Genomic DNA, 19,527 nt, shown 5'->3' on the forward strand with positions numbered 1-19,527 from the left:
CTATTGTAATTTGAAATAAACTAGTGACAAGAACACATGATAGTTTATGGTTAGGGTTATTTTTGTATTGTAATTAGAATGGACATAAAAGGCTTTTTAATTAGATAGTTAACTGCATTAGTGAAATAAGCTGACATATCAGACTCGAATATTTCTTTATTGCTAGATATCGCACTATTAAAACGAATTTATTTTTTAGTCATAAAAAGATAATTTTCATTGATGATGTTAATGATAATTGTTATCATTAACTCTCTGTTATGGAGAGTATACAATGAAAAATAAATATCACCTATTAGCAATATCTCTTTCTGCATTGCTTCCTTTTAGCGCATTGGCTACAACATATCCTGTTACAATTACGGATACTGATGGGCAAAAAATAACGTTAAAACATGAACCAAAACGTGTTGTATTACAAGATGGTAGAGATATTTTAACGCTGGCTTTGCTTGATAGAAATAATCCGTTTGAAAGAGTTGTAGCATGGAATAATAATCTAAAAAAATCGGATCCACAGACAGTTTCTTTACTAGAACAGAAATGGAAATCTAATATAAATTCAATCCCTGATATGGGATTTAATGACAAAGGTGAAGTGAATGCAGAGCAAGTTATTGCACAACAACCCGATGTTGTGATTGCGCAACTCAGAGCCAAACCCGCACTAGAAGGATCGGGTGTTGTCAGTATTTTAAAAGAAGCCAATATTCCTATTATTTATGTTGATACTTTCTTAGAACCAGTCAAAAACACGAAAGAAAGTGTAGAGCTTCTTGGTATCATTTTAAATAAAGAAAGTGAAGCTAAAGAATATACTGATTTTTATCAACAACACCTAGATAGTATCAAAAATAAAACTCAAGAAATTAAAAATAAGCCACGTGTATTTGTAGAGGCAAAGGCTGGAGCAAATGGTGATGGGTGTTGCTTTACACATAATAATGCGGGTTGGGGTGGTTTGATTCAAGCTGTTGGGGGTGACAATATTGGTAGTCATTTCTTACCAGGAGCTTCAGGTGTTATTTCTTTAGAGCAAGTTATTAGTACTAAACCTGATGTATATATTGTAACGGGATCTCGCTGGATTAATAAAAATAGTATTGCTGCACCATTTGGTTATGGAGTATCTAGCAAAGAGACTCAAGAAGGCTTCAAACGATTGAAGAGTCGAATTGGATTTAATCAAATCGCTGCGGTTGAAAATGGGCAATTATATGGTATATATCATAATTTCTATAATCATCCATATAACATTGTTGGTTTAGAATATTTAGCAACCTTCATTTACCCAGAACAATTTGCAGAATTAAAACCAGAGAATACTTATAAAGAGATAATAGAAAAATATACAACATTACCTAGCGCTAAATTTCTTTGGGCGGCGAAAGCAGATAAATAAAAATGTTAAATATAGCCCTTGAGTTTAAGGGCTTTTTATATTCATCTACATTTCGGCCAATCAAAGTATTTGGCTTAATAAAGTTAAAATAAGGCTAATAGCTATAATAATAAGTAAATCAATTTTCACAAAACTTAATTCAAAACCAATGATATGCATGACTCGTATTTTTGTTGGTCTTGGGCCTTTGGCTAAAGAAAAATAGCGATTCAAAATCCATGCACTGAGTGGTGCTGTTATTGCTTGAATGGCGGGGCAAGAAAAGGGATAGGCAATATTACCCACTTGCTTGTCGAACAATTTGGGCATCAGCTATTAGTTAGTCTAAATTACGATCCGTTTCCGAAAAAATAGATATTGTTTTAGTATGGTTCAGAAATAATCCACTAGGAAAAGTGGGATATTAGATGATAGATAACTGATTGAAAAACAATATTCTGCATTCAATTTAGGCATTCGATTGTTGTTATTATAGGGTTTTACTCATCAACATAATTTCTTTGTTCTATAATTAATCAAATCTAGAGTATTAATATTTAATTCATTATTTAACATAATTGAGATGTCACTATGGAATTAAAGGATTACTACGCCATAATGGGTGTCAAACCCACTGATGATACTAAAACGATTAAAACGGCTTATCGTCGTTTAGCGAAAAAATATCACCCTGATGTAAGTAAAGAGCCAAATGCAGAAGAGCGTTTTAAAGAAATTGCTCAAGCATGGGAAATATTAGGAGATGAACAACGTAGAGCTGAATATGATGAGCTTTGGGCTCATCGTAACGATCCTAAATTTAGGCAATTTACACAACAACATTCAAATAAGGATCAAGAAAGCTTTAGCCAAGAAGATTTTGATAATTTTTACACTTCATTTTTCGGTCAACATTCCCCATTTGAAGGGCGACGAGCTCAACATGCTCCTAAACAGCGCGGGCATGATTTAGAAATAGAATTAGCTGTTTTTCTGGAAGAATCACAGGAAGAACATAAGCGTACGATTAGCTATCACTTACCTGTTTATAATGTTTTCGGAATTTTGGAAGAAGAGATCCCTAAAACTTTAAATGTTAAAATTCCAGCTGGTGTCATTGATGGACAACGTATTCGTTTAAAAGGTCAGGGAACAATAGGTGAAAATGGAGGGGAGAATGGTGATTTATGGCTAACAATTCGTATTGCGCCTCATCCTCTATTTGATATTAAAGGTCATGATTTAGAAATAGTTGTCCCAGTCGCTCCTTGGGAAGCAGCATTAGGTGCAAAAATTCCTATACCTACAATAAAAGAAAAAATCTTGTTAACTATTCCGGCGGGAAGTCAGGCAGGACAAAAGCTACGTATTAAGGGAAAAGGGTTAGTCAGCAAAAAGGTCAGCGGTGATTTATATGCAATTCTAAAAATTGTGATGCCACCTAAACCCGATGAAAAGATGCGCGAATTATGGCAACAAATTGCAGATAGCCAGACCGATTATAATCCACGTAAAGACTGGGAGAATAAATAATGGGTCAATTAACAATATTTACTGTTACTGAGTTTTGTCATCATACGGGAATATCAAATGATGAGCTCAAAGAGTTTGTCGCTCTTGGGGTGATTGAACCACTAGAAATTGAAACTCAAGAGTGGTTTTTCGATGATAACGCTGTTGTGGTAACACATCGCGCATTAAAACTTCATAAAGAGCTTGCATTAGATTGGCATGGTATAGCCATAGCACTGACTTTATTAGATCAAAATGAACAGTTAAAACAAGAAAATAAGCAATTACGTCAGCAGTTAATGCGTTTTATAAATGAATAAAGATTAATAAATTAGCCACTAAAACAATAAATAGCTTTAGTGGCTATTTTTGTGCCTGAAATTTTATTAAAAAATTGTATTTTTATATTCCTTATTAATGGTCATATTATCAGTAATAACAATATCAGCTTGTTCTTTTGCTATTAAAGAAAGAAGTTGCTCACTTCTAGATATTTCTAAATGGACATTAACCTGATATTTTTTGATAAATTGAGTAGTAACCTGATTGATAAAACCATAGGCTAATGTTGGTGGAACTAGAATCCGTATACTCCTCTTTTTTTCTTGATGATGAAAATGGCTCAATCGATTGAAAGATTCAGCGATATTGGCGATTTCTTCATAAAGTAATAAGGCATCAGAGTTTGGTATTAATTTATTATTTTCACGAGTGAATAGCTTTTTACCACAACGTTTCTCGATCTGATTTAATGACTGACTTACTGCAGGTTGTGAAATGCCTAGCTGCTTTGCTGCATTAGTGACACTTCCATGATCGATCACGGATTGTATAATTTCAAAGTCACGTAAAGTTGCCCATCCTCCTGACCAAGAAGTTCTTTTTAAATTAATTGCCATCGTGTTTTTTGTTTTAGTCAGTTTATCTTATGTTCGATTATACAGTTAATAAGTTGATTATTAAATAATAGTGATGAAGGAAAATTTGAATGATTTTTATAAGAAATATTCTAAGAGTAAAAACGTAGATTATAAATGTTATTTGTAATTTATAAATTTTATTATAAAGGCTATAACGTAATGTTATTAAAGACATAATCATATAATAGTCTTAATAAGAGCTGCTAAATCAAAGGAGGGATTTGAGCAGCTATTTGAATTTATAAAAGAAAAAATCAATCAATATTTCTGATGAAAGAATTATAGAAAATAAAAGTGGAAATTTTTTAGGCTAACACAACAAAATTAACATAAAGTATTATTGGATTTAATCTGTTGTTATTGTCGTTAATATCAATAGCCGTTTACATAAATAACATCGTTGTTAATTACATAACAATAACGTTAATAACAAATCTTATCTAGATTTATTTATATTTAAAATGTGTTTTTTATAAAACTCACTGATATTAATATGATAGGTATAATTAACCTTTTTATTTCGAAATATAATAATCATTGAGATATAAATCACGGAAATCTACGCTTTTTCATTGTTAATATTTCACATCAAATTATCTATCTGGTTTTTTATTTTGATTCTAAAAAGATACTTAATTGATCTACAAATTATAAATAACAAGCAAATGGGGAGTTTTATGTCTTTATTTAAAAAGGGTATTATTGCTTTATCTATTAATATAGCATTAGCGTCTTCAGCTTTAGCCTGTACAACGTTGTTAGCAGGAAGTGAAGCAACAAATGATGGTTCGTTGATTATTGCGCGTAGCGCAGATAGTGATGCATTAAAAGCACAACATTTTGTTATTCATCCGGCTAAAACGAATCAAACGGGTATTTACAGTACCAAAGAACATAATGGTGCTAATAATTTTACATATCCATTACCAAAGAATTCATTACGCTATACCACTGTGCCGAATTGGAAAACGCAACTCCATGGTGCAACAGGATTTAATGAACTAGGAGTGGGTGTTAGTGGTACTGAATCTATTTTTGCTTCACCTAAAGCACTCTCTTTTGATCCCTATGTTGAAGAGACAGGGATAACTGAAGATGATATTCCAGATGTCCTACTTTCAAGAGCAAAAACAGCTCGTGAAGCAGTGGAATTATTAGGGAACATTATTGAAGAACAAGGTGCTGGTGAAGGATTTGGTGTCGCTGTTGTTGATAAAAATGAGCTTTGGTATTTGGAAACTGGAACAGGACATCATTGGATCGCACAAAAATTACCTAAAGATAAATACTTTGCAACAGGAAACCAAGGTCGATTACAACACTATGATATTAACAGTAATGATGTGTTAGGCTCTAAAAATCTAGTAGAATTTGCTGTTGAGAAAGGGCTTTATAATCCTGAAAAAGAGGGGGCATTTAATTTCTCAAAAGCTTATACACGAGATGACGAACGAGACCGTACTTATAATGATCCGCGAGTATGGGTTATCCAGCAACAATTTAACCCATCACTAAAACAAGCTGTGGATGATGGTCGTAATTTCGCACCTTTATTAACGCCAGAAAAAAAAGTATCAGTGGAAGAAGCTAAAGCGATGTTACGTAATCACTTTGAAGGGACGAAACACGACCCATATACCAATGGGTTAAATGGTCAAGAATCTTGGCGTCCAATTAGTGTATTTAGAACTTATGAAGCGCATGTTATGCAAGTTCGTCCTGAGCTTCCTCAAGAAATTGGTGAAGTGACCTATGTTGGTTTAGGCATGGCAGATTTAACTGCATTTGTTCCGTATTACAGTGGATTAAAAGCTTATCCGCAACATTATGGAATAGGAAGTAATCAAGCAGATAGTGATTCTATTTACTGGAAATATCGTAAGTTACAAACATTAGTGATGACAGATTATCCAAAACTCGCACCAATAGTGAAAAAAGCTTATCAAGAGTGGGAAGCAAAAACCGCATTAGAGCAAAAAGAAATGGAAGCTAAATATCTCACTATGGTGAAAAAAGATAAAACTGGCGCAGATAAAATGCTTAATGAATTTAATCTACGAGTTATGGCAGATGCTGAAAAATTAACTGAAAACTTAATGAACGAATTGTTTACAGTAAGAACAAAAGATATTCAAGATGATATTTTCTTTGCTAATAAGTCTAAGAAGGATTGATAGGATAGAAGTATTTTAGATATCTATTTTAATAGAAAGATCCCAATTAAACTGGGATCTTTTTTATAGATAAAACTCATTAAAGAACAGGAATATAGTAGCTAATCTTTTGTACGTAATGATCACTTTGACCAAGTAATTTATCGTAACTTACTGACTCTTTTAATGTATATCGTTCAATGTCTGGACCGGGTCTGCGCAATAAATTCATTTTCGGAAGTACTTTGGTATAGACGGTATAAATAATGTCATCATAACCAGTTAATGAATCTAAGATTTCATTTATATGAAATGTAATGGCTAGATAGTTGCCACCAGGTAGTTCTAGTTGTGACATGGCCGAAGCATTTGATGTTTTTGCTAACTTTTCTTTATCAACGGCAGTGCTATAAATATACATAGTATCTTCTAATGTACTTGCAGATGCTCGATGCATTGCATATAGCTCTGTGGGTATTGTATGCACATCTTTTAAAAATTTACGCCAAAATTCTTTTCTGAATTTTTTCTTGTCTGAATCCCATGTTGAAATAGGCTTATTGTAATGATGTGACATACCGACTAATTTTTGAGATGAGAGTGTAACTACCTCATATTTAGCGCTCAGTTCAACGGTTTCTAATGCAGGGAAAATCAGTTCACTAATATCCCATCCTGGTCTTTTTCTATATTCCGAAGGCGTGATATTAAACTGTTTTTTAAAGGCCCTGCAAAATGTTTGTTGGGAATCAAAACGATACTTCAATGAAATATCTAACAGGCTACAACGTGTTATTCTTAACGCGTAGGCGCCACAAGATAAACGACGAGCGAGTATGTATTTTCCTAAAGATATTCCTGTATACGCTTTAAATAAACGCTGAAAATGCCATTTTGTATAGCCTGATTTTTCAGCAACAATATCTAACGATAAACGTGAATCGAGATTTTGCTCAATCCAAACAATGATATCTTTAACAACATTCTCTTGTAGCATGAATATTCCTATTAATTTTTCTATCGATGTTTCTCAACAGAATCGACTTAATTTATTGAACTACAATAAATTTATAGGTGTTAGGATAATTACATATCGTATAATGATAGTTACATTGAATAAAGTAAAATAGGCAGGTAATAATGTAAAGTTATGTATTGCAATTTATTTGAATTAAAATTGACTTTAATTAAAAAATTGTATTTTAACTCTTTCATCAATGATTGATAATTTTTATTAGATTTAATCTTAAATTGAAATATTTTTATATTTTAAGCTTTAATAAAATGCGGAGATATCCTATTTTATCTTTAAAAAAGAAATCCTAATCTAATTTTATTAGCAAAACATTATTTTGTTATTTTAGGAGATGTAAATGAATAAATTATTTTCTATTTCTACTATTGCTTTAGTTTTTTCACTAATAACAGCACCTGCTTTGGCTGCTAAAACGGATACTTATGACTGTGAAGGCCAAAAAATCAGAGTTTCTTTTCCTAATGAACAGCTAGCTGTTATGTATTACAGTGATGAAATTATAGTTTTAAAAGAAGCTATTGCGGCTAGTGGTGCTCGTTATGTTGGTGAGAATTTCCAAATTTGGGGTAAAGGAAAAGGTGAATTTAATTTAGCAACGATTTCAGAAGATGATGCAGTTAATGGACGTGTTGCTGAAGATAAAGGACGCACTTGTAAATTAGTAAAATAACGTAGAAACCAGTTATAAATAACAAAGAGGGCAATTTTATTGTCTTCTTTGTTATAAGAAAAAGATTAAGCAAATATAATAAAATTTGAAAATAAAAACGATTATTATCGACAAAGTAATAACGCATTTTTTATCACACAAATAAGTTGATCATAAAAAAATAAATCAGTTATAAAAGTCGTTAAAATCTTTTTCTAAAGATATTTCATTTTTATTAGACCATCTTCGTATTAAAAGTATTAATGTAATGGGGTTTTCACAAGGGGCTGTTTTTGCTATGGCTCTTTGTGTTTATTGTCATGTTGATAAACTACTTATTGTCGCAGGACAAGATCAATTTGATTATCCTGATACACAAAATAAGCTAACAGATGATGTTGTTAATATGCAACGTCAAGCTGTTGGATCACCCAATTCGTTAACCAGCTGGGTTAAGCAAAATATTACAGCCAAGTGGTTAATGGATTTTATTCTAAATTACAGTGCCGATGTTGATTTGGCTGTTTATAAATCAAATGATTTTCTCCCAGTTTATCAAGAATGTATGGCCGAAGCCTTTAAACAAGGCAATGACGGATATACGCAAGATTTGCTGATTGCTATGCAACCTTGGGGATTCTCACCTGAAGAAATAAAGACGCCAACCAGCTTATGGTATGGAATGAAAGATACCAGTACAGTTCATTCACCAGACTTTGGGGATTTATTATTTCAACGTTTTCTTAATGCTGAGCGGCATTTATGGCCAGAAGAAGGTAGCTCACTTCTATGGACGAAAACAGAAAAAATTTTATTAGAACTAGCTAATTAATAAGGTGATATAGTACATTAATGACAGAGTAGATACTGGTTATCTTAAAAAATAACAGTATCTACTTTTTTATTCATGTTCTTAAATTAAAATAATGAGATAGGTAAAATAGATAATTATTTTCATCTTATAATTATTTTCTAATTTTGCGTGAGAAAAGTTTTTTTAAAATAAAGATAAAAATAATTTGCTATAAACTGAATTATATGACTTAATAGCGCCACTGGTTTGGAAGTACAGACCTATTTATGTTAGTGCAGTTTCAAGTAGTTCACCGTTTAGCGTTATCCCTGATACCTCTTCGTTGCGAATTCCTTCAAATAGTGACCATAAGTAAAAATCCGAAATCAAACCGCAAACAATGCCTTATGGCAAAATAATTAATTAAAGGAAATCTTATGTCTAATACAATGACAGGTACAGTAAAATGGTTTAACGATGATAAAGGTTTTGGCTTTATCACTCCTAAAGACGGTAGCAAAGATGTATTCGTACACTTTTCAGCGATCCAAAGCGATAGCTTCAAATCTCTGAAAGAAGGGCAAGAAGTTTCATTTTCTATCGAAAATGGCGCTAAAGGTCCAGCAGCAGCGAACGTAATCTCTCTATAATCTATTGAGCCGTTATTACTGTATATATTGTTTAATGCAATATTGATACAAGTAAGATCTAAAAAACCTCACTTCGGTGGGGTTTTTTTATATTAATTTCTAGTATTATTTAAATTTGACGTGTATTTAATAAAGCGTATAAAAAATAGCATTGTTAAAGTTATGTAAGTGTTTAATGTAAATCATTTGAATTTTTAGAAAGTTATTTACTTTAATGCCTAATGATTTTTACAAAGAAATAAATTAGTGGATAAATAAATTCTTATAATGGCAAAGTAAAGGCATTAAGATATTGTCTTCTCAATCAAAAGAAAGAAAAAAGTTTTATTAGAATAAAAAGATATCAGATAAATCATAAAAAAATAATTTAAGATAAAATTTAAATTAATATTTAATGACTTATCTTAAAAAATTACTGTCTAATCCAATATGGCTTAAATGCTTTTTAGTTACTAAAGGACAAACTTGTGTACGCTAAAAATATTTTTTCATTACATCTATTACATCCAAAATATTTCTTAACTTGGTTTGGTGTTTTTATTCTTTTTTTATTAGTGCAACTTCCTTATTCTTGGTTACTTTTTTTAGGTAAACACCTTGGGGTGTTATCTCGTTTTTTTGTCAAAAGAAGAGTCTCAATAATAAAGAAAAATTTAGAACTATGTTTCCCTGACAAAGATAAAAATGAAATCGACAAGCTTGTTATGAATAATTTATCATCCCTAGGTATCGCATTATTTGAAACAGGTATGGCGTGGTTTTGGAGTGATCGTCGATTAAAAAATCTCTTTGAAGTACAAGGATTCTCCAATTTTACTGATGCTAAAGATAAAAAAACGGGAATTTTACTCATTGGTATACACTCTATGTCACTAGAGCTGGGAGGACGCATTATGGGACTTTGTTTCCCTGTGAATGCGATGTATAGACCACATAATAATAAAGCAATGGAGTTTATCCAGACTAAAGCAAGATGCCGTTCCGATAAGGGTATGATAGATAGACGTAACTTAAAGTTTATGGTTATGGAGTTAAAAAAAGGAAAAGCGATTTGGTTTGCTCCTGACCAAGACTTTGGTTTAAAAGGTACAACATTTTCTCCATTCTTCTCTGTTGAAAAAACATCAACCTCCAAAGGTGTTGCTATATTAGCAAAATTATCAGGAGCGCCTTCTTTAACTGTTACTTTGGTAAGAAATGAAGATCAGAAAGGCAAAAAATACAGTTTAATTATTGGTAAAGAACTGATTAATTATCCTTCTGAAGATATTCAAAATGATACAGATAGAATGAATAAGCTGATTGAAACAGAAATTATGCGAGCTCCAGAACAATATTTATGGGCTCATCGTCGGTTCAAAACTCGACCTGCAGGTGAAGCCAGTTTTTATAATTAACATAAAAAAGAGCAATACATCAATACATGATGTGTTGCTCACTATTTACAAGAAAAAAGATAATCATTATCAATTAAATTATCAGCCCTTACGTTTATATGGATTAATGAAAATGCAAACAAAAGAGATAGAATGGAAATAAAAAGATAAGAAAAAAGAATAGAGTTAGCAGGTATATAAGTTAACTATACCTGATTAATATATCTAGTTGAATATTGATATCTTAATTTATGGCTTTATTATCATTAAAAATAAACAACAAAAAGAGAATAGAATATTTATGCAGAGTTATCATTCGCTATCAGCCCAAGTTTACCAAATAGATAAACCTATAGGATGTAGTTTTGGTGACGTAGAATATTATCAAGAACGTCTTAAGGATGTTAATGGTAAAATCTTAGAACCCGCGGTAGGAACTGGGCGTATTTTAATCCCTTTATTAAAGGCTGGATTTAATATAGAAGGGTTTGATCTTTCAGATGAGATGCTTTATTTCTGTATGGAAAATCTAAGAAGTAATGGATATTCTCAAGATAAAGTGACTAAAGATAATTTGCTGACATTTCAAGTTGAGACACTTGTTGATGCAATAATTATTCCGACAGGGACTTTCTTATTGTTAGATAGCGAAACAAAAGCACTACAGTCACTTCAACAATGTTATAACGCATTAAATCTAGGCGGACGTTTGTTAATTGACATTAGTTTGGCGCATACTTTTACTAAAGGCCAATGTTCTAGTCGACAATTTGAAACGCCGGAAGGAGATTTAATTACCTTACAGATAGTAAATGCTGAAATAGATTATATTAATCAATTAACAGTATCTCATCATCGTTATGATAAATGGAGAAATGGGAAAATAATTGAAAGTGAATGGGAAGTGTTTAAATTGAAATGGTTTGGCGTGTATGAATTTAAACGGATCCTTGAATCTATTGGCTTTGACAAAATAACAATTTCTGGAGATTATCAATATCTACGCGAACCAAATAACGAAACAGAAATTATTACTTTTGAAGCTTATAAATAGAAATTAAATAGGATATTGACAATAAGACCATAAAATAATGGCCTTTTGAAGGTCATTAAGTAGTTTTTCTACCTTTTTGAAAAGGTCAAATGTTGTCTTTGCTATGAAAAAATAAAATAAGAGAATGTTTACTTTGAAAGAAATAATGATTTTATGTGTCAGTATTAAAGTGAGTTTTTAAGATAAAAAACCCCCGCACTAGGCGGGGGTAAATTAAATATCTATCGTGTCATCAAAAGCATAGAGAGCATAATAAGAGCCTGTACCATCATGACCAATTCGAGTGATAAAGTCGATATAGTCCTGTGGAAATTTACATCCAAATTTTTTGTGTTAGTGACCAACAATAGCAACAAAAATTAATTTTTCACGGATACGTTCAGTAGGATTATCTGCATATTTCTTATTTATTTGTTCTCATTGTTGCAACGATGTCAATTTGTTCTTTTTTCAAAGAAAGATGAGATAAAACCCATAAAGTAAAGTCCCTATTGATGATAGGGTTTAAGTCTAAAATATTTGTTTAACCATCTGTTATGGTCGATAGAAAACTAAATATAAAATGATTTTCTTACTGAAATTACACGATAAACTATTTTTATCTTAATAAGAAAATAGTATTTTTAGGTAATGGTTTTCTTTATTTATTGTACAAGGAGAATAAATATATGATAAATAAAAAAGAGACCAACGCTAGGAGAGTTGGTCAATAAATACTAGAAGCAATGTGAGCAATGTCGTTGTGAAAAACTGAGTAAAATACTCAACTATTCATGCAGTAAAAGATAATCATTATCATTTAATGTGTCAACCCCACTAAGATTATGGTCACTATTTATTCACATTAAAAACCAACAAAATAATTTAGTTGATAGAAACTAAAGTTGGTAATTTGTCAATTATAACAATGAGATCACTTTTTTCTGATTTAGTCTTTATCGCATTCTCAATGCTTTTCATTTTTTTTATTTTATTGATTAAATCCTTAGCATGTTGAGATCGTAAATGTATTGTTTTTTTAACCATGAGTATTCTCCTTACTTGTGATAACCACTAGCATAATAGTGATAACATTTAAATGCAAATGATAATCAATATCATTTGATATTAAAGAAGAGAATAAACTCTTGGGAAACATTGTGACACTGCTATATTCATACTTTATGTGCAGATTTTCTTACCTCAGAGCTATTTATGTTCCATTACTTAAGATCTCCATTGTTACTGCACGAAATGCACCATCTCATAAGCGAGTTATTAATACCATAAGGGGATGGGGAATTTCTGTTAATGAAGCTTTTTTATGGGAGGAGTAGATAAAGTAAATGTGTTAAAGATTTTAAAACCACATATATTCTTTGATGATCAAAAATTACATTTAAAATCCTCGTATTAACTTCCTTCTGTACATATCCCGTTTGGGATAGCGAACAAAGATATAGATAATAAATTATTATAGTAAAAAAGGTGTGTGATATTTATATCATACCCTCTTTTTTTATTTTGTCTAATGTGGCTTTTATTTGAAATATTCTATTTATATTTTTTTATTTAAATAAAACCAATAGCAAAGTTGGATCTATTTTTATAGAAGTAGTATGGTATTGGATAATTTATATATATTATAAATTAATAACGATTTATAGATATTTTATCTTAGAGGTATCTAATTAATTAAAATTAAATAAGGAAAATTGAAATGGATAATGATCATAGATTTTTTTCTGATGATATATGCCCCAAAACCGCATTATATGGTCAATTTTATGGTGATAATCACTATGCGGGCAGAGATTATGAGCGGAAAATATATAACGGAAATAAATTCCCAAAAACTAAAAAAGGATTTTATTTTAAAAAGTTAATGAATTTTAAATGATAAAAGTAACAAGCAGTAATATAAAGTCACTTTAACAAAAGTATCAGTTGATGATTGCGTAATAACGAGTTTTAACTTGTTAAAATAATATTACGTTAAATTTATTATTAAATTTCAAATGTCAGCAGATTAATAGCCTTATCATAAAGGTTAGAAATTCTTTCTAATATTATTTTATCTTGAGTAAATATCATATTAAATGACTGGCTCAGTAATATGTAATCATCAACATTTTTTATATTATTAATGGTTTATCTTTGGTTCTATTTATCGAATATACTGTAAGTTTCTAAAAATTTATAATGTGTGGAATAAGCATATAAGTATAAAGTGAAAAGATATTATTATAACAAGTGAGTTATTGATGTAAAAACTCACTTGTTAATATATGAAATCATACAGTATGAAGATACAACATTAAGTTTGCTACATTATTTGGGTATAATTTATTATAAGTGTTCCCAGCATCCTGAATAATTCCAATCTGTAATAGTCCCTTTTTTATTAGCAACAAAATTATTTGTACAAATTGTCGATTGCCCCCATCCATTATTCTGTGTCCATTTCCATGTGTATTGTGTGCCACCATCTGTTCTTTTATGTGTGTTACTAGGACTGCCCCAAGACATAACAAGATCATCTACGGATTTGCCAACCCAATACGATCTACGCGCTTTGAACTCTTCTATCTGCTTTAATCTCTCTAACCTTGCTTTACTTGGTACTTCTTGCTCTTGGTTTTGTAAAGCTTGTTTATGTTTAGCTCCAGGTACTCCAGTAAGAGCATAAGTTAAGTCTGAAATAGCATCACGATCTCTTTGGGTACAACCATTTAGAATGAATAAGGAGAAGAAAGAAATAGCGAAAATTAATTTGTTAATCATAATAATCCTTTGTTGCATTAGTAATTAATGCCATATATTTAATAATCATATCTTAAATTTTAAAATAAAACATTTAATAAATTTATTTATATTATATAGTTATCTATTGAGTGACTTAAAAATTTTCTGCTAATAATGAACATTACACATGTAAATACCATCAAAATAACAAGAAAATAAAATATTGAATTGTATTTATCCATAAATAATAAAATCATAAATAAAGTAACCAAATTCTAGCTATTAAGAAAATCAAGTGGTATACCTTGTTGATAAAATATCATTATTGATACGACAGCTATCATATTTATACCTGTTAGCTCAGGTTTGAGCTAACAAGTTTCGTAGGTAGAAATATAACTAAATATGATCGCCTGCTTTGAGCGAGAAGCAGACATTAAGATATAATAGTTTGGATGCGAGAATTTCAGGCTCAAAATGCCTATTATCCAGAAAAGTAACATTAGCAAACAGGAAAATAGATGGCCACCGATCATAACGATTTTATATCCCAGCCCAAATACGTGGAAATTCAACCTGCATTCTCACGTATAATTGAATGCGTTGTGACAAATCTAACTCATTGCTTTCCTGACCTTATACACAGTATATACGTATACGGAAGTGTAGCTGAAGGCAGAGCAGAGGAAGGTAGGTCTGATTTGGATATGACAGTCATTTTCAAACATGAACTCGATCGGGCTACTAAAGAACAATTTGCAACTGTTCAGTCTGTTCTTGAAAAAAATAATCCCGTTATCAGTAAAATTGATTTTGATTGTGGTCTGCTGGGACAGGTTCTCGATCCAAATAATGTACTCAGTTGGGGATACTGGATTAAACATCACTGTCACTGCGTTTATGGTGAGGACTTGAGTCATCACTTTCAAGCTTTCAAACCTTCAAAAGCTATTGCAGTAGCTGTGAATGGTGACTTTATGCAGGTTCTGGACAAACTAGTAATTCAAATAAAAACATCTTCTAACGAAAACAAAAAGTTACAGCTTCAGCGCTCTGCTGCACGAAAACTTATCAGAGCAACCAACATCCTTCGTAGTGAACAAGATAATGACTGGCCTGACTCTCTACATGAGTATCGTGCTAAATTTAACTCACGATATCCTGCACTAGCGGAAGATATGGATTACCTATTGGAAATTAGCATTAAACCCCGAAGTGGCATAACAGACTTCGAAAAACGGGTTATGGCATTTGCCCGCTGGCTTAGCTCTGAATTTAATAGCCAAAAAGCCTAACCAGATGCTCTTGTTAATCTCTTAAATAACCAACGCCCGCTTCTAGCACAGAACAGTCTGTCAATTTAGAATCGACTCTGTATCATACCTGTATTAGCTCAAATCTGAGCTAGTATTATATAATGAAATTATTTTTAATATGAGACTCTATTATTGTGTTCTTTTCTTTTGGGGTAAATACGACTCTATCAGGAGGTATGTCTTTATCAATAAAGCTCATTGCTCCAATCATAACATTGTCACCAATATGTAACTCATTACCAATGATATATGAGTTAGCACCAACTGTTACATTATTACCTATCTTGGATCAGAAAAGACAATGTCCATAAACAGATAGCCATAAGGGTTATCTGCAGATAAACGAGCTTCTTCTAACTGAGCAATATATTCAGCATTATTGATTTCAAGTTTAATCATAGTATCACCTATTTAACTGTGTTTTTATACAGTAATTTATATAAGGTAACGAATAGAATAGCAAGGAGAAAAGGGCAATTTTATCAGCTAAAGAAAGGGGGATTTTGAGAGGTGATTTGTCGTCGTTTTACCAGAGTTTTACCAGAGTTTTACCAGTGGCAAATTCCAGACATAAAAAAACCAACCGTAAGTGGTTGGTTTTCTTAAATATTGTTGGTCGGCATGATAGGATTTGAACCTACGACCCCCGACACCCCATGACGGTGCGCTACCAGGCTGCGCTACATGCCGTTTGTGCCCTGTATATTACTGCTTTTGACTGCTAAAGCAACCCTTTGCTAATTAAGTGACGTAATTTTATACATCACTAATTACGCTAGCGTTCAATAAAGCGTTTTTGTTCGGCAAGAACTTGGAGTAATAATTTTAAGTCAGGTTTTGCAGAGCTAATTTCTTTTCCTGATTTATCAAATAAAGCATACCGACCATGTTTATCTATCAACAAGGTATTATCTTGTAAAAAGACGACAAATGCCTCGTCATCACCTGTAAAAATCCATGGATGATTACGGGTAATTGCGAATAAATCTTCACCTTGTGAATAGTTATCTGCTGGACTAATGACATGCAAAACATGCTGCATCAAGGTTGTCATAACATCTTGATGGCTTGTCATTCTATCAATAACTTGTGGCGTCATATTAGGCCAATGTATTATCAATGGCACTTGTGATTGGCTTAAATTAAAAGTGGTCTTATCTAACAGCCACTGATTAACCTGCTTCTTATTGTTGTCTTGATGATAGCTAGAAGTGACAACAACTACAGTATTATCCAGCGTTTTGGTTTCTTGTAATGTTTTAAATATTGTTTCTAGTTGATCATTTAATGTAGCGCGCTGCGACGCATTATTGGTGTGACCATTAATTTGTAAGAAAGAGAACCAAGGGCTAGTTTGACTGTTTTTGATTAACCACTTATTCCAACTATTAATAGTGGCACTGTTATCACCACTGCGTGAAGTTGGGAGAGAGAAATCTGATAACACAGCTTGTTTAAACAATGGTGTTTGGAAACCATTAGTTGAAAACATTGCTAATTGATAGTTTCGATAACTTAATGCATCGAAAAGTGCAGAGTTTTTTCTGCTACTTAATACACTGTCTAAATAAGAAGGTGAAATACCATAAAATAGGCCAAATAATGCAGTGTCATTATTAATACCTGATGAATAATGTCTTGAAAAATAAAGACTATTTTGTGCGAATTGTTGCAAGCTTGGTAAATCGGACACTTCTTCGTTACCTAAACCATCAATGACAACTATCAGCACGTTATAAGAATAGGTGTCCTTGGCATAGATTAATGGAGCAAGAGGATAGGTGATACCTTGCGCTGCTGGATTACCTTCACTGATAACACGTTGTTCATATTCTGATTGATTAATAAAACCATGACGTTCAAGGAATTTACGCGCCGTCATTGGATACGATAATGGTAAATTGGCACGTTGCATGGTGATTGGGCGATAGAAATTAGCATCAGCCCAAATTGACATTGAGTGAGATAATATAAAGCAAGTAATAAAGACACCAGCTAATGGTTTACCCCAACGTTGGCGATTTAAGCTACGTAATTTTTGCCAACTCCATGTTGCAAAAAGCATTTCAATAAGAAAGATGATGGGAATGCCAATAAAAATAAGTTGCCATTCACGTGCCATTTCACCTTCATCTGGATTAATCACAAGATCCCAAACAAGTTGAGTCAAATGGAGTTGAAATTGCTGGTAAACGGCGATATCAAAAATAAGGATAGTTAAACCGGCACTGGCAAGAGCACAGGAAATAACTCTAAGTAGCCGTTGGGAGACCGCGACAAAGGTGAGAGGAAAAAGGATGAGTATATAGATAGCAAAGACAATAAAACTAAAATGCCCCATCCAACTCACAATAGCGTAAAAACGACCAGCAAAAGTTGCAGGCCAATCAGAAATAAACAGGTAACGGCTCCCAAGCAGTAAGCTTAGAATAATATTAAATAGCGCAAACCAGTGACCCCAACTGATCATTTGGGAGACTTTTTCACGATAGGACTGAGGTTTCGTTACCATGTCTATAAATAATTTTTCTATGTTTATTAGTGAATATTGCCTTCATCAATTGAAGCACGCAATGCGTGAACAAAAGAGTCAGTAATCAGCATTCGTTGAGCAGGGGCAATACTTGTATTAATTAAGTTTGTCACCATGTTCCCCAACACCATCAAAGAAAGATCTGTAGGAGTATGATGTTTTTCAAGAACGCTGACAAGTTCTGCAAGTAATTGCTCAACTTGTTCATCACTATAACGGGATTTTTGTGGCATAAAATCTGAATTCCTACTATATGAATAAAACGCTATATATTACCGTATTGCTAGGCCTTTTTCCGCTATTAAATTAATTAATTTTCCCTTGATACTGAAAGTAGGGAGTGTTTGAATACGCGCACGAGAAAGAGACGCAATAGAAGAGGACGGCCATGAGTCTAGATATTAGTCAGTTAGTCTTACATCAGCTTATCAAGCGAGATGAGCAGACATTAGAAGTTGTGCTACGTGATTCACTCTTAGAAATTGAACCCGTTGTTCAGGAGATGATTGAAGAGTTACATCGTGTATACAGTGCAAAAAGTAAAGCTTATGGTTTGTTTAATGAAGAAAGCGAATTAGCAGAAGCACTGCGCTTACAACGTAAAGGCGAAGAGAACTTTTTAGGTTTTTCACGAGCAGCAACCGTGAGACTAAAAGATGAATTAGCAAAATACCCTTTTGCTGAAGGTGGCACGGTTCTATTTTGTCACTATCGCTATTTAGCGGTGGACTATCTTTTAATTGCTGTACTTAGTAGCTGTAACAGTATGTGGGTAAATGACAGCCTTGATGTGTCATCAACACGTTATTTAGATATTCCTCATGCAGACATTATTGCTCGTATCGATTTAACTGAGTGGGAAACGGCACCCGACTCTTTACGTTATTTAACGTTTTTAAAAGGTCGTGTTGGACGTAAAGTCTCTGATTTCTTTATGGATTTTTTAGGTGCTCAAGAAGGTTTAAACGCTAAAGTTCAAAATAAAGGCTTATTACAAGCGGTTGACGATTTTTGTGAAGCCTCAGAAATGGGTAAGCAAGAACGTCAAACTTGTCGTGAGCAAGTATATAGCTACTGTAATGAGCAATTACAATCGGGCGAAGAAATTGCCTTAACAGAGCTTGCTGAAGAATTACCCTCTTTGGGCGATCAAAACTTTGCTCAATTTACTGAAGAGAAAGGCTATGAATTAGCTGAAACATTCCCAGCAGATCGCAGTACGCTACGTCAGCTGATGAAGTACTCGGGAAGTGGTGGTGGATTAACAGTGAATTTTGATGCAAAATTATTAGGAGAGAGAATATTCTGGGATCCAGCAACAGATACGCTCACAATTAAAGGTACACCGCCTAATTTACGTGATCAGCTACAACGTAGAGCATCAGAAAAATAATTAAACAGTAGAAACAAATAACGCCACATCAAGTGGC

20 protein-coding genes, 1 tRNA gene and 2 pseudogenes are annotated in these 19,527 nt (G+C 32.6%); 14 read left to right on the top strand and 9 right to left on the bottom strand.

The genetic code is table 11. The features are described 5' to 3' along the window. The first annotated feature begins 274 nt into the window (after positions 1-274). Positions 275-1,402 carry an ABC transporter substrate-binding protein gene (locus H1225_RS04490; protein ID WP_072062766.1) on the top strand — a complete coding sequence of 376 codons (1,128 nt, stop codon included), beginning with the start codon at positions 275-277 and terminating at the stop codon, positions 1,400-1,402. A gap of 60 nt (positions 1,403-1,462) precedes the next feature. Here the strand turns inward: H1225_RS04490 and H1225_RS04495 are convergent, their stop codons facing one another. After that, positions 1,463-1,711 carry a hypothetical protein gene (locus H1225_RS04495; RefSeq protein ID WP_006537345.1) on the bottom strand — a complete coding sequence of 83 codons (249 nt, stop codon included), beginning with the start codon at positions 1,709-1,711 and terminating at the stop codon, positions 1,463-1,465. Between the two features lie 261 nt (positions 1,712-1,972). Here H1225_RS04495 and cbpA point away from each other — a divergent pair, with 261 nt between their 5' ends. Both cbpA and cbpM read left to right on the top strand, forming a co-directional pair. Further along, positions 1,973-2,914, top strand: coding sequence for a curved DNA-binding protein (gene cbpA, locus H1225_RS04500; RefSeq protein ID WP_072062764.1), 942 nt, complete (start codon positions 1,973-1,975; stop codon positions 2,912-2,914). Further along, on the top strand, positions 2,914-3,213 hold the full coding sequence (gene cbpM / locus H1225_RS04505; protein ID WP_006537342.1) for a chaperone modulator CbpM: 300 nt from the start codon (positions 2,914-2,916) through the stop codon (positions 3,211-3,213). The genes cbpA and cbpM overlap by 1 nt, the downstream gene beginning before the upstream one ends. Before the next feature lie 66 nt (positions 3,214-3,279). Here cbpM and H1225_RS04510 read toward each other — a convergent pair whose 3' ends face one another. Further along, positions 3,280-3,792: a LysR family transcriptional regulator gene (locus tag H1225_RS04510; protein ID WP_161724695.1), complete on the bottom strand. Its 513-nt coding sequence runs from the start codon at positions 3,790-3,792 to the stop codon at positions 3,280-3,282. 698 nt (positions 3,793-4,490) lie between these two features. Here H1225_RS04510 and H1225_RS04515 point away from each other — a divergent pair. Beyond that, positions 4,491-5,987 carry a C69 family dipeptidase gene (locus H1225_RS04515; RefSeq protein ID WP_109847554.1) on the top strand — a complete coding sequence of 499 codons (1,497 nt, stop codon included), beginning with the start codon at positions 4,491-4,493 and terminating at the stop codon, positions 5,985-5,987. A gap of 79 nt (positions 5,988-6,066) precedes the next feature. Here the strand turns inward: H1225_RS04515 and H1225_RS04520 are convergent, their stop codons facing one another. Next, positions 6,067-6,963, bottom strand: a complete 897-nt coding sequence (locus H1225_RS04520; RefSeq protein ID WP_109400859.1) for an AraC family transcriptional regulator — start codon at positions 6,961-6,963, stop codon at positions 6,067-6,069. Between the two features lie 376 nt (positions 6,964-7,339). On the opposite strand from H1225_RS04520, the gene H1225_RS04525 reads away from it, so the two are divergent. The 5 genes from H1225_RS04525 (at position 7,340) to H1225_RS04545 (ending at position 11,524) form a co-directional block, all read left to right on the top strand. Next, positions 7,340-7,672 (top strand): MliC family protein, encoded by a 333-nt coding sequence (locus H1225_RS04525; RefSeq protein WP_006537335.1) that lies wholly within the window; start codon positions 7,340-7,342, stop codon positions 7,670-7,672. A 247-nt stretch (positions 7,673-7,919) separates the two neighbouring features. After that, positions 7,920-8,483 carry a hypothetical protein gene (locus H1225_RS04530; RefSeq protein ID WP_161670921.1) on the top strand — a complete coding sequence of 188 codons (564 nt, stop codon included), beginning with the start codon at positions 7,920-7,922 and terminating at the stop codon, positions 8,481-8,483. Between the two features lie 398 nt (positions 8,484-8,881). Then, a complete protein-coding gene (gene cspE, locus H1225_RS04535; protein ID WP_161670922.1) occupies positions 8,882-9,094 on the top strand; it encodes a transcription antiterminator/RNA stability regulator CspE in 213 nt (70 codons plus the stop codon). Positions 9,095-9,561: 467 nt separating this feature from the next. Beyond that, positions 9,562-10,491 carry an LpxL/LpxP family Kdo(2)-lipid IV(A) lauroyl/palmitoleoyl acyltransferase gene (gene lpxL / locus H1225_RS04540; RefSeq protein ID WP_161670923.1) on the top strand — a complete coding sequence of 310 codons (930 nt, stop codon included), beginning with the start codon at positions 9,562-9,564 and terminating at the stop codon, positions 10,489-10,491. A gap of 280 nt (positions 10,492-10,771) precedes the next feature. Next, positions 10,772-11,524 carry a class I SAM-dependent methyltransferase gene (locus H1225_RS04545; protein WP_072062757.1) on the top strand — a complete coding sequence of 251 codons (753 nt, stop codon included), beginning with the start codon at positions 10,772-10,774 and terminating at the stop codon, positions 11,522-11,524. A gap of 864 nt (positions 11,525-12,388) precedes the next feature. On the opposite strand, the gene H1225_RS04550 is transcribed toward H1225_RS04545, so the two are convergent. Beyond that, on the bottom strand, positions 12,389-12,550 hold the full coding sequence (locus tag H1225_RS04550) for a hypothetical protein (RefSeq protein ID WP_175304874.1): 162 nt from the start codon (positions 12,548-12,550) through the stop codon (positions 12,389-12,391). Positions 12,551-12,687: 137 nt separating this feature from the next. On the opposite strand from H1225_RS04550, the pseudogene H1225_RS18400 reads away from it, so the two are divergent. Continuing rightward, positions 12,688-12,920, top strand: a pseudogene (locus tag H1225_RS18400) (5'-nucleotidase). 303 nt (positions 12,921-13,223) lie between these two features. Next, positions 13,224-13,403, top strand: coding sequence for a hypothetical protein (locus H1225_RS04555; RefSeq protein ID WP_072062756.1), 180 nt, complete (start codon positions 13,224-13,226; stop codon positions 13,401-13,403). 449 nt (positions 13,404-13,852) lie between these two features. On the opposite strand, the gene H1225_RS04560 is transcribed toward H1225_RS04555, so the two are convergent. Next, positions 13,853-14,287, bottom strand: coding sequence for a hypothetical protein (locus H1225_RS04560; protein WP_161724700.1), 435 nt, complete (start codon positions 14,285-14,287; stop codon positions 13,853-13,855). A 482-nt stretch (positions 14,288-14,769) separates the two neighbouring features. Here H1225_RS04560 and H1225_RS18330 point away from each other — a divergent pair. Both H1225_RS18330 and H1225_RS04565 read left to right on the top strand, forming a co-directional pair. Beyond that, positions 14,770-14,952: pseudogene (locus tag H1225_RS18330) on the top strand (nucleotidyltransferase domain-containing protein); the annotation flags it as partial. Positions 14,953-14,955: 3 nt separating this feature from the next. Continuing rightward, the gene (locus H1225_RS04565) at positions 14,956-15,543 is read left to right on the top strand and encodes a nucleotidyltransferase domain-containing protein (protein ID WP_338051120.1); all 588 of its coding nucleotides are present in this window, start codon (positions 14,956-14,958) and stop codon (positions 15,541-15,543) included. A gap of 115 nt (positions 15,544-15,658) precedes the next feature. Here the strand turns inward: H1225_RS04565 and H1225_RS04570 are convergent, their stop codons facing one another. From H1225_RS04570 to H1225_RS04585, 4 genes are all read right to left on the bottom strand, one after another. Next, the gene (locus tag H1225_RS04570; protein ID WP_161670968.1) at positions 15,659-15,847 is read right to left on the bottom strand and encodes an LbetaH domain-containing protein; all 189 of its coding nucleotides are present in this window, start codon (positions 15,845-15,847) and stop codon (positions 15,659-15,661) included. 330 nt (positions 15,848-16,177) lie between these two features. Next, positions 16,178-16,254, bottom strand: a tRNA-Pro gene (locus H1225_RS04575). An 85-nt stretch (positions 16,255-16,339) separates the two neighbouring features. Next, on the bottom strand, positions 16,340-18,076 hold the full coding sequence (yejM, locus tag H1225_RS04580) for an LPS biosynthesis-modulating metalloenzyme YejM (RefSeq protein ID WP_115065263.1): 1,737 nt from the start codon (positions 18,074-18,076) through the stop codon (positions 16,340-16,342). Positions 18,077-18,102: 26 nt separating this feature from the next. Further along, positions 18,103-18,330: a YejL family protein gene (locus H1225_RS04585; RefSeq protein WP_006537321.1), complete on the bottom strand. Its 228-nt coding sequence runs from the start codon at positions 18,328-18,330 to the stop codon at positions 18,103-18,105. Positions 18,331-18,485: 155 nt separating this feature from the next. Here H1225_RS04585 and yejK point away from each other — a divergent pair, with 155 nt between their 5' ends. After that, complete coding sequence (gene yejK / locus H1225_RS04590) at positions 18,486-19,490, top strand: nucleoid-associated protein YejK (protein ID WP_109400868.1); 1,005 nt, start codon at positions 18,486-18,488, stop codon at positions 19,488-19,490. Positions 19,491-19,527 lie beyond the last annotated feature (37 nt).

The sequence above is a fragment of the Proteus penneri genome, from assembly GCF_022369495.1.
Classification (GTDB): Bacteria; Pseudomonadota; Gammaproteobacteria; order Enterobacterales; family Enterobacteriaceae; genus Proteus; species Proteus penneri.

Excerpts from the sequence above, each read along its gene's own strand:
- cbpA (WP_072062764.1), top strand. The coding sequence starts at position 1,973 with ATGGAATTAAAGGATTACTACGCCATAATGGGTGTCAAACCCACTGAT.
- yejK (WP_109400868.1), top strand. The coding sequence starts at position 18,486 with ATGAGTCTAGATATTAGTCAGTTAGTCTTACATCAGCTTATCAAGCGA.
- H1225_RS04585 (WP_006537321.1), bottom strand. The coding sequence starts at position 18,330 with ATGCCACAAAAATCCCGTTATAGTGATGAACAAGTTGAGCAATTACTT.
- H1225_RS04565 (WP_338051120.1), top strand. The coding sequence starts at position 14,956 with ATGACAGTCATTTTCAAACATGAACTCGATCGGGCTACTAAAGAACAA.
- H1225_RS04530 (WP_161670921.1), top strand. The coding sequence starts at position 7,920 with ATGGGGTTTTCACAAGGGGCTGTTTTTGCTATGGCTCTTTGTGTTTAT.
- H1225_RS04555 (WP_072062756.1), top strand. The coding sequence starts at position 13,224 with ATGGATAATGATCATAGATTTTTTTCTGATGATATATGCCCCAAAACC.
- H1225_RS04550 (WP_175304874.1), bottom strand. The coding sequence starts at position 12,550 with ATGGTTAAAAAAACAATACATTTACGATCTCAACATGCTAAGGATTTA.
- cbpM (WP_006537342.1), top strand. The coding sequence starts at position 2,914 with ATGGGTCAATTAACAATATTTACTGTTACTGAGTTTTGTCATCATACG.
- H1225_RS04510 (WP_161724695.1), bottom strand. The coding sequence starts at position 3,792 with ATGGCAATTAATTTAAAAAGAACTTCTTGGTCAGGAGGATGGGCAACT.
- H1225_RS04515 (WP_109847554.1), top strand. The coding sequence starts at position 4,491 with ATGTCTTTATTTAAAAAGGGTATTATTGCTTTATCTATTAATATAGCA.
- H1225_RS04525 (WP_006537335.1), top strand. The coding sequence starts at position 7,340 with ATGAATAAATTATTTTCTATTTCTACTATTGCTTTAGTTTTTTCACTA.
- H1225_RS04495 (WP_006537345.1), bottom strand. The coding sequence starts at position 1,711 with ATGCCCAAATTGTTCGACAAGCAAGTGGGTAATATTGCCTATCCCTTT.
- H1225_RS04560 (WP_161724700.1), bottom strand. The coding sequence starts at position 14,287 with ATGATTAACAAATTAATTTTCGCTATTTCTTTCTTCTCCTTATTCATT.
- H1225_RS04545 (WP_072062757.1), top strand. The coding sequence starts at position 10,772 with ATGCAGAGTTATCATTCGCTATCAGCCCAAGTTTACCAAATAGATAAA.
- yejM (WP_115065263.1), bottom strand. The coding sequence starts at position 18,076 with ATGGTAACGAAACCTCAGTCCTATCGTGAAAAAGTCTCCCAAATGATC.
- cspE (WP_161670922.1), top strand. The coding sequence starts at position 8,882 with ATGTCTAATACAATGACAGGTACAGTAAAATGGTTTAACGATGATAAA.
- H1225_RS04490 (WP_072062766.1), top strand. The coding sequence starts at position 275 with ATGAAAAATAAATATCACCTATTAGCAATATCTCTTTCTGCATTGCTT.
- H1225_RS04520 (WP_109400859.1), bottom strand. The coding sequence starts at position 6,963 with ATGCTACAAGAGAATGTTGTTAAAGATATCATTGTTTGGATTGAGCAA.